The organism is Prevotella sp. AM34-19LB (assembly GCF_003468525.1).
Lineage (GTDB): Bacteria > Bacteroidota > Bacteroidia > Bacteroidales > Bacteroidaceae > Prevotella.
In genome coordinates, this window is sequence record NZ_QSIG01000080.1 from 1 (window position 1) to 8,037 (window position 8,037).

The 8,037-nt window shown below is 44.1% G+C and carries 7 protein-coding genes and 2 pseudogenes; 8 read left to right on the top strand and 1 reads right to left on the bottom strand.

The window, feature by feature from the left end:
* Positions 1 to 378: 378 nt before the first annotated feature.
* Positions 379 to 744, top strand: coding sequence for a hypothetical protein (locus tag DW830_RS14755; protein WP_119250418.1), 366 nt, complete (start codon positions 379 to 381; stop codon positions 742 to 744).
* 61 nt (positions 745 to 805) lie between these two features.
* On the opposite strand, the pseudogene DW830_RS14760 reads toward DW830_RS14755, so the two are convergent.
* Positions 806 to 2,937, bottom strand: a pseudogene (locus DW830_RS14760) (cation:proton antiporter).
* 201 nt (positions 2,938 to 3,138) lie between these two features.
* Between DW830_RS14760 and DW830_RS14765 the strand changes: the two are divergent.
* The 7 genes and pseudogenes from DW830_RS14765 (at position 3,139) to DW830_RS14795 (ending at position 7,947) form a co-directional block, all read left to right on the top strand.
* The gene (locus DW830_RS14765) at positions 3,139 to 4,290 is read left to right on the top strand and encodes an MFS transporter (RefSeq protein ID WP_119250419.1); all 1,152 of its coding nucleotides are present in this window, start codon (positions 3,139 to 3,141) and stop codon (positions 4,288 to 4,290) included.
* 543 nt (positions 4,291 to 4,833) lie between these two features.
* Positions 4,834 to 5,313 (top strand): annotated as a pseudogene (locus DW830_RS14770) (PD-(D/E)XK nuclease domain-containing protein); the annotation flags it as partial.
* A 453-nt stretch (positions 5,314 to 5,766) separates the two neighbouring features.
* On the top strand, positions 5,767 to 6,066 hold the full coding sequence (locus tag DW830_RS14775) for a nucleotidyltransferase family protein (RefSeq protein WP_119250420.1): 300 nt from the start codon (positions 5,767 to 5,769) through the stop codon (positions 6,064 to 6,066).
* A gap of 91 nt (positions 6,067 to 6,157) precedes the next feature.
* Positions 6,158 to 6,313, top strand: a complete 156-nt coding sequence (locus DW830_RS14780; RefSeq protein ID WP_119250421.1) for a protein tyrosine phosphatase — start codon at positions 6,158 to 6,160, stop codon at positions 6,311 to 6,313.
* Positions 6,314 to 6,465: 152 nt separating this feature from the next.
* Positions 6,466 to 6,696, top strand: coding sequence for a hypothetical protein (locus DW830_RS14785; RefSeq protein WP_158573518.1), 231 nt, complete (start codon positions 6,466 to 6,468; stop codon positions 6,694 to 6,696).
* Positions 6,697 to 7,138: 442 nt separating this feature from the next.
* The gene (locus DW830_RS14790; protein ID WP_119250423.1) at positions 7,139 to 7,480 is read left to right on the top strand and encodes a hypothetical protein; all 342 of its coding nucleotides are present in this window, start codon (positions 7,139 to 7,141) and stop codon (positions 7,478 to 7,480) included.
* 143 nt (positions 7,481 to 7,623) lie between these two features.
* On the top strand, positions 7,624 to 7,947 hold the full coding sequence (locus DW830_RS14795) for a hypothetical protein (RefSeq protein WP_147487282.1): 324 nt from the start codon (positions 7,624 to 7,626) through the stop codon (positions 7,945 to 7,947).
* Positions 7,948 to 8,037: the final 90 nt, after the last annotated feature.

The window sequence follows — 8,037 nt, forward strand, 5'->3', positions numbered from 1 at the left end:
ATAAGCAAAATGGCCCTCTCCATCTTGAAAAATGACAAGGCGACCAAGGGAAGTCTCAACCTGAAAAGATTGAAGGCAGGCTGGGATGAAGAGTACCTGTCAAAACTTTTGGAGGGCAGCGCAATTTAATGCGTCTGCCCTGAGCCTTTCTATTCCTTTTGTGATAGTTGCTTTCTCCTTTAGACTAAGTTGCCTTCTCCTTATATCTATAGTCCTTTCTGCTGATTATTATTGTTGTTTCAGAGAATTCTCCTTTCACACTTAAGTGGCTGATTATGAGTATGCTCTGGTGATTGTGAAAGGAGAATGAAATTTTAATTGCTGTTTATGTGATCTGTGAGTTCGGTCATAACGACCAGAAGGAGAAGTCGGCGGGCTGTGGCTCTGAAGCTGGTTCCGGATATGGAGACCTGGCATGCTGACGGTAAGGATCTGATGCACGTTCACATCTATGCAGTAGATAAGAAGGGCAGAAGAGTACTGAACGTGAAGGATGCTAAGGCATTCGATAAGTTGACTTTCACCGTGAAGGGCGATGCGAATATCGTGGCGGTGGATAATGGAAACATCGCATCTGATGAGCTTCATATCGGAAAGATCCAGTTGGAGAAGTCCATCCAGCGCAATCTCTTCCAGGGTTCCGCTCTCGTGATATTGAGAGCAGGCGATAAGCCAGGAAAGATAGAGCTTTCGGTGGCTGGCGAAAAGATGAGAGCCAAGAAGTTGGTTTTGAATACGAAGTAAATATGATACTAAAAAGTCGCCAGCATGTTGGCGACCTTTTTTAGTATCCTTTGTTTTCTCTTTATTTTCTGAATTTCTTTTTGAACCATTGGTTGAATGCCACGTAGGCACTGATTTCTTCCTGGTGCTGAGGCTCGGCAAATGTCAGTACATTGCCCGATGAATCTCCGTGCTGGTCAGGGAAGATAATCATCAGGTTGGTGCCCGAGAAGAAGCGGGTTAGCTCTTCCGGCAATCGCTCTAATGCCGACTTGTGGGAAACGGTTCCCTTGCGGGCTGTCACCACCACAAAGAGATGGTTCTTGCTCATGTGGGAGGCAAGCTGAGGCATCTCGTTCCAATGCTGCATCAGGGTGTATTCGGCACGTACTTCCTGGTGGCGGTTGGTGATGTACTCATTGATGAGTGCCAGGGTCTCCTCCCTGCCGTGGAACTGGATGCGGCAATCCAGATTGCCGGATAGTCGCGCCAATCGCTCTACCCAGCGGTAGAATCCTGGTTCAAACTCTGCCCTCGATGGCACAGCCACCTGTATTCGGCGAATGGTATTGAGCGGCTGCTTGATGCGAGCCATGATAATCTGACGGCTCAGACCATTGAAGAGACTCTGATGGAACTCTCCCCAGAACTTAGGCGAAATCTCTGGGTGCATGTGCATGCCGATGATGATTTCGGAGCATTGGAACTCGTTGAAGGCATGCTTGATGCCATTGGCGATGTTGGCTGCGATGCGAACCTGCGTCTGGGTCATCACGTCGGTGGCTGCAGCCAACTGACTGCAATGGTCCAGCAGCTGTCGGCCCTGTTCCTGCTTGTATCGCATATCCTTGTCATCATACACCACGTTCAGACAAACCAGTCCTCTGTTCAGCTTCTGGTTTCTCACCAGAAAGGCAAGGCTCATCAGATTATCGGCATATTCCGGATACTTCACCGGTATGAGAATCTTCTCATCGCTTGCTTTCTTGGTATCCTCGGCATCTGGAAGCTCCTTGTCGCGGAGGATAATCTTTCTGGAACTCCAGTCGGTGAGTATCGAAGAGATGACGCAGGTGCAGAGAATCATCATCACCACACCATTCAGCATGTCATCGTTCACCAGATAGGTGTTCGGACCCACCAGGAGGTTCATACCCACCATCACCATGGCGATACTGCCGGCGGCATGGGCAGAAGTCAAACCGAACATCATGTGACCCGATGACAGCGGCAACCGGAATCCGAAGCAGGCGGCATAGGCTGCGATGGCTTTTCCCAAGGTTCCGAAGAACACGATGCAGAAGATGACCCAAAGGATATGACTGCCCTGGAAAAGCAGACCCACATTGATGAGCATACCCACACCGATGAGGAAGTAAGGGATGAAGAGGCATTGCCCGTAAACTCCAGTCGGTTCATCAGCGGAGATACGTGCGGGATATACCTATTTAATATAAGACCTGCGAAGAAGGCACCGAACACGCCCTCGATGCCTACTATCTGAGATAGGGTGGCACTCATGAAGAGCATCGCCATCACGAAGATAAACTGCATCACCGAATCGCTGTACCTGCGCAGAAACCATCTCGTGAGTCGCGGTATCAGGAATATCATCACTCCGCAGTATGCGGCAAACTTGGCGGTGAAGAGTACCCAGAACTGCAGACCATCATGACTGGAGAACGAGGCGACGAGACCTGCCAGCATAATGAGCGCTATCAGGAGCGAAAGCATGCTGGAACCCACGCTCAGGGTGACGCTCGGTTTCTGCTGCAGACCATATCTGGAAACAATCGGATAGGCAATCAGGGTATTGGAAGCCATGATGCAGCTCAGCAGAAACGATGCCCTGGTGGAATAATGCAGCAGCCAGATGCTCATGCCGAAGGTCAGGAGAAACGGCGTGAAGCACGTGAGCAGACCAAAGATGAGCAGTCGGGATTTGTTTTTCTTCATACCCTCCATGTCCATCTCCAGGGCGGCGAGGAACATGATGTAGTAGAGTCCCACCTTGCCGAACAGCTCGAAAGATGCATCTCGCTCCAGGATATTCAGTCCGTATTTGCCGACAAGCACGCCCGCCAGTACCATTCCGATGATATGGGGGATTCTGAGCTTACCCATGATGATAGGGGCAAAGAGGATGATGAGGAGCACTACGAAGAAGATCAGCGTAGGGTCGGTAATTGGAAAATATTCTGCAATATTCAGCATAGGCATTCTACTTTATTGTTGATGATGAAAGAGGATCCAGCATCCGCTTTATTCCTCTTCGTTTTATTTTTGAGTGCAAAATTACTAATAAATCTTGAAAGGGCAAAGTTTTTGCCCTCTTATCATTTATATGTGTAGAGATTTTTGTAATTTTGCACCCTGAAAACAAACTTAGGATAAAAAGATAAGGATAATTAACGTATGAAAAAAGGATTGTTTGCACTCGCCTTGGGTACATTTACCCTGGGCATCGCAGAATTTATTATTGAGGGAATTCTCACCGATGTGGCGCACAACATGAATGTGTCCATCCCTCAGGCTGGTCATCTCATTTCTATCTATGCACTGGGTGTATGCGCCGGTGCTTTCTCGCTGATATTGATGCATAAGTATCGCCCCAAGAATATACTCTTGTTTCTTACTTCACTAGTGATTCTGGGAGCCATCATCGCTACGATAGCCCCTAGTTACGGGCTTCTGCTTTGTGCCCGCTTCATCCAGGGACTTCCTCATGGTGCCTATTTCGGTACGGCTACCATCGTGGCGGTGAAGATGGCAAAGGAGGGAAAGGGTACCAAGGCGGTGGCGATGATGTGTGCCGGTATGCCGTTTGCCAATCTGCTGGGTGTTCCGCTGGGCACCTTCCTGAGTCATACCATCTCCTGGCGAGTGCCTTTTCTCATATCGGTGGCGTTGGGCGTCATCACGCTCTATATGATTTACAAGTGGGTTCCTGATGTAGAGGCTCTGCCTAACAAGGGTATGAAGGCGCAGTTCCGGTTTATGCGCCATCTGGCTCCCTGGCTTATCATCGCTGCTACTTTCCTTGGCAACGGCGGTATTCTCTGCTGGTTCAGTTACATCTCTCCGCTTTTGCAGATGAACGGCGGTTTCCATGCGGCATCAATTTCGGTATTGATGATTCTTGCCGGTTTGGGAATGGTGGTAGGAAATCAGGTGAGTGCCTTGCTGGCAGATAGATTCAAGCCGGGCCGCTTTACCTGCTATCTGCAGTTCCTGGCTGCCGCAGCCTTGCTGGCTACCTTCTTTCTGTCGCATATCGGTTGGGTATCGGCAGCGATGATGTTTATCAGTTGTGCCTGCCTTTTCGGTATAGGTTCGCCAGAGCAGTTTCTCATTGTGAAGCACAGCGAGGGTGGTGAAATGCTAGGCGGTTGCTGCATTCAGGCAGCCTTCAATCTGGGCAATGCCCTGGGTGCCTTCTTGGGCGGAATCCCCGTGGCGATGGGATTGGGATATAATTACCCTGCGCTCATCGGTGTACCGATGGCATTGGCTGGAGCCTTCTGTCTCCTGGTGTTTCATCGTAAATATGAGTGTTCTAAAGATTGAGAAAACCTGGATTGACATGTCATTTTGCCCTGTTTCCTATGACAGAATTTGATGAAAATCAAGAAAACGGCCCTTTCTTGAAGTTTTTTCAAAAATATTGTGTGCGTACACAAAAAGGCATTACCTTTGCACTCGAAAAGATTGAATAACGAATAATTAAAGTAAAGAAAGGATAACTATTATGATGGTATTAGTAATGACACTGGCAGTTGTAGCTGCCCTTTTTGCAGAGGTTGTAAATGTCAACAAGAAGATTAGCCTCGGCAAGTAATCAGACAAAAATAGAGAAAGGATAAAAGTTATGATGGTATTAGGTATGATTTTGGCAATGATCGTTGCCGGATGCGCTGAGTATGGTGCAAGAACTAATATGAAGAAATTCGCTTAACAAGCGGTTCTTCTTTCAATTTGAGAGAATTTAAACAGTAGTTGCATAGATAAATAAAGGAAAGGCAGTTGTTGGCATTGGAAGGATGCCAGCAGCTGCCTTTTCGTTTTTTCTCAGCTGAACTTTTTCGGTCTCGCTATTTTTTCTGGCTATTCCTGGCAGATTATTGGTTCCGCACCGGTTCGCCAACCTATCTTGTTCGCTTGCTGTCTCATTTTGATGAGAACATCAACGAGATGGTGAACAGGTTTTATCCTACGAGTAGTTTCATCGACTACAAGGCAGATGTGGAAGCACCATTGCCAATGATTTATCAGAGCGGTTATCTTACCATCAAAGACTGGAATATGGATACCGATTCCTATCTCCTGGATTTCCCGAATGATGAAGTGCGAAGCGGGTTCCTGATGCTGGTCAAAGCAGCAAAGCGAAGGTAGGGTAGATTGTGTGGTAGAGACCCAGAATTATATCTACATCTTCGAGTTCAAGCGTGATGGTTCGGCAGAGGAAGCCCTGAAGCAGATAGAGGATATGGGCTATGACAGGGAATATGCAGCAGATGGCAGAAAGATTTATCAGATAGGCTGCAACTTCTCGTCGAAGAGGGAACCATTGATGGGTGGAAGGTAAAGTAGATAATTTGCAAGAATTACCCGAAGATGTAGTGATATGGCGTTATTGAGAATGAATCTTCTTTACATTAACTTGCCTGAGATTCTCGTATTTTCAGACGCTTATTATTTCTTTGAGAATATCGTAAATATGAAGAGAAATGAGAACTTGTTGATAATCAGGTGTTTGTGATTTCTTGACAAGATGATGCCGTTGAGGAAAATCTATAGTTGTACGACTATAACCCCTATAGTTGTACAACCATAACTCTACAGTTGTACAACCATAGCATGTATAGTCGTACAACTGTAACTTTATAGTCGTACAACTATAGGTCTTGTTCTTAATATAGAGCAGAAAACAGAGAATTCCGGCCTCTCAATCCTCTTGTTTTTATCGCTAGATTCTAAACTTGTAGGTATATGAATTTTGGTTATAAATATTGACGGGAGGTTGGATATTAAAAGATAAGTGTTATGATGACAGTTCAAGATTATATAGCAATAATTAGGCAAAATAGTTCCAAGATTACTCAAGATTTTGGAATCAAGACCTTGCGCATTTTTGGTTCCGTATCACGAAATGAACAAATAGAGCAAAGTGATTTGGATATTTGTGTAGAAACAGAAACTCCTAATCCTTTTTTATTGGCCGATTTGAAAGAATTCTTAGAGGACTTGTTTAAGTGCTCTGTTGATGTTGTGCGTATTCACAAAAACATGAATCCTTTCTTCAAATCAAGAATAGAACGGGATGGAATCTATGCAATACGATAAAATAAAGATTTTCTCATTTTACTTTGGCGTTTACGTTAGAATGTAGTATCTTTGCAATTGTAATTCGAACTAAAAATGGAGGAATAAAGGTATGGATACAACAAAGTTAACAAGAGAAGAAGCGTTGCGCCGTTGGAATGCTTCTAAGGAAACCAAGCGTAAGATGGTTGAAAAGCTAGAAACCTTGGTAAGGAATAGTTGTCTTGAACGTACAGGCAAAGAACCTATTGGGATAGAAGTTTGGTAGTCGAAACATTGTCTCTAGACACGATTAATGCCAATTCTTTGCAAAGTTTGCAGCAAACCTTGCAAACTATGCAGAGACTAAGAGTTGGTACGGAGCGGGTCTAACTATGATGTATTGTGGGGGGAGATTTGGAAAATCTAAAGTAGCATATGATGGAAAAGATTATTGTTGACGTTGCGTGGTGCGACAGAAATTATGGTGGTTCTCTTGGTAGTAATGTACCAGGAGCGGTGGTTTTTACAGCACCAACCTTTGAAGCTTTGCAAAAAGAAGCAAAGGAAAGTCTGGAGTTTCATATTGAAGGCCTTATGGAAAATGGGGAAGATGTTCCCGAATGGCTGAAGAATGGGGATTATGAGTTTGAGTATAATATTATAAGATAAGATCAGTTGTGTTCTGGTTTTAGCAAAGAGGGTGTGTCATAAGTTAATGATTCACCCTTTTTTGTTTGTTGGAATGTTACTGATATGTTGTTGGAAAACATAGTATAAGTTGTTAGAAAAGATAGTATATGTTTTTGAGTTAGTTCGTATCTCCGGTCGCACAACAGCTGTTGTGCGCTTGCATATCAGCTGATATGCGCATGCACAACAGGTGATGTGCATGCGGTGTTCAACTGTTATGCGCCAACTGTAATTTAGACTTATGACGCCTCCTCTTTGTCATTTGGTACATACAGAATGACATTTCATACAAGGCAAGTTTGGATATTTGGCGGATAGAAATAATCTTCTTACTTTTGCGCTCGTAATCGGGAAGCGGTAGAAGATAATGATTCGTGGAACGAGGAACATGAAGTATAACCCTTTTAATATATAATAAAGTATGAAGAAGATTATGATTTCGTTGATGATGGTACTAGCTGTGACCACAACCAGTTTTGCAAAGAGTAACAATACCGATGTGGCAAATGCCGTAAAGAGCGTAGCCGGGCAGGTGAAGCAGGCTCCATCCGGCACGGTGTATGGCGTAGTTGAAAACACCAAGCAACACATCATCGTAGCTACTCCTTTCGGAAAGTACACCATAGAGAAGAAGGACGGCGGCGTTAGCTTTATGGGAATGTCGGCAAAGCTGGTATCATCGAAGAATGGCGTGTATAAAGTCAAGACATCCCTTGGTAATTTTACGGTGAATGCCAGAAAGGGAACGGTGGTGAAGAACTGATGGCTCCCCTTCTCTATCCTTTTTTACAAAAAGATATAGGAATGTTTTGTAGAATGGAAAATTGTTATTACTTTTGCAACTGAGTCGGAATGAATAGGGAAATGCCGACTCTGCTCAATAAGTTTAATTTTAAAAGTGTAATTATGAAAGCAATTTTATTGGAAAATGGAATATATATTGGTGTTGACACTAATATAGATAAGTCTTTGGATAATTCGAAGATTCAAGAGAGTAAAGAGCTTGTTTGTTGTTATGTGTATAGCAGTGGCGAGGCAATTTTGTTTGGTGGAAGAGTGAGTGTTTGCTATCGCAGTAGTAGTGATTGGAAATTGTCAGTTGATGGTATAAAAATAAAAGTTTTAGGATACAATACTGACTATCCTTATTTTGCGAATTCGTTCCAAAATGTGGTTGCTTATTTGAACCAAATGCAGCAATTAGGTGTAGATACAGGGCAGACGCATTAAATCTTTTACTCGTCAATATCTATGGTGTATCACTATAACTTATTGAATATTAACATTATATATTTGCATATATGAAATATTTTTCGTATC

Excerpts from the sequence above, each read along its gene's own strand:
- DW830_RS14775 (WP_119250420.1), top strand. The coding sequence starts at position 5,767 with ATGATGACAGTTCAAGATTATATAGCAATAATTAGGCAAAATAGTTCC.
- DW830_RS14785 (WP_158573518.1), top strand. The coding sequence starts at position 6,466 with ATGGAAAAGATTATTGTTGACGTTGCGTGGTGCGACAGAAATTATGGT.
- DW830_RS14780 (WP_119250421.1), top strand. The coding sequence starts at position 6,158 with ATGGATACAACAAAGTTAACAAGAGAAGAAGCGTTGCGCCGTTGGAAT.
- DW830_RS14765 (WP_119250419.1), top strand. The coding sequence starts at position 3,139 with ATGAAAAAAGGATTGTTTGCACTCGCCTTGGGTACATTTACCCTGGGC.
- DW830_RS14790 (WP_119250423.1), top strand. The coding sequence starts at position 7,139 with ATGAAGAAGATTATGATTTCGTTGATGATGGTACTAGCTGTGACCACA.
- DW830_RS14795 (WP_147487282.1), top strand. The coding sequence starts at position 7,624 with ATGAAAGCAATTTTATTGGAAAATGGAATATATATTGGTGTTGACACT.